A 640-nucleotide genomic window follows, 5' to 3' on the forward strand; every position below is an offset into this window, starting at 1 on the left:
ATTACTCGAAAATCGCGGACAATGAAACATTCTCTGGGCTCAAGGAGCATGTTCATCAACTGATGAGTCGGGCTGGAATTGACATGACGAATGGCGGGGTGCATTTAAATCCATACCAGCACAGCCAAAACATCGCATGCACCTTCTGTTCATTCAAGTCCGTTTGTCAGTTTGATCCGTTATTGGAAGAAAATAATTATCGTAAACTACCAGCTATGAAGGAAGAGGAGATTCTGGAAAAACTTCGCAAAGGGGAGGGGAACTAATGGTTAATTGGACTAAAGAGCAGGAACAGGCAATTTATACAGCGGGAAGTGATATGCTTGTTGCCGCGGCTGCAGGTTCAGGTAAAACTGCAGTACTGGTCGAGCGGATTATTCAAAAACTGATCAACAAAGAAAATCCGGTTGATATTGATACCCTCCTTGTTGTGACCTTTACCAATGCCGCAGCACAGGAAATGCGAAATCGCGTGGGGTTGGCATTGGAAAAAGCGTTGGCTGAGGATCCTGCCTCTGCCCATTTGAAAAAACAATTGTCCCTTTTACAGCGGGCATCCATTTCCACATTGCATTCCTTTTGCCTAGATGTAGTAAGACAATACGCCTATTTATTGGACGTTGATCCTGCCTTTCGAATT

General features: G+C 44.4%; 2 protein-coding genes. Both read left to right on the plus strand.

Annotated elements, in window-relative coordinates; all coding sequences use genetic code 11:
* Nucleotides 1-266 (plus strand): hypothetical protein (locus tag AC3G7N_RS21420; protein ID WP_489424156.1); only part of this gene is annotated, 266 nt, incomplete at its 5' end.
* A partial coding sequence (locus AC3G7N_RS21425; RefSeq protein ID WP_489424157.1) for a UvrD-helicase domain-containing protein occupies nt 266-640 on the plus strand: 375 nt, incomplete at its 3' end. The genes AC3G7N_RS21420 and AC3G7N_RS21425, both read left to right, overlap by 1 nt.

This window comes from Virgibacillus carmonensis (genome assembly GCF_057836705.1).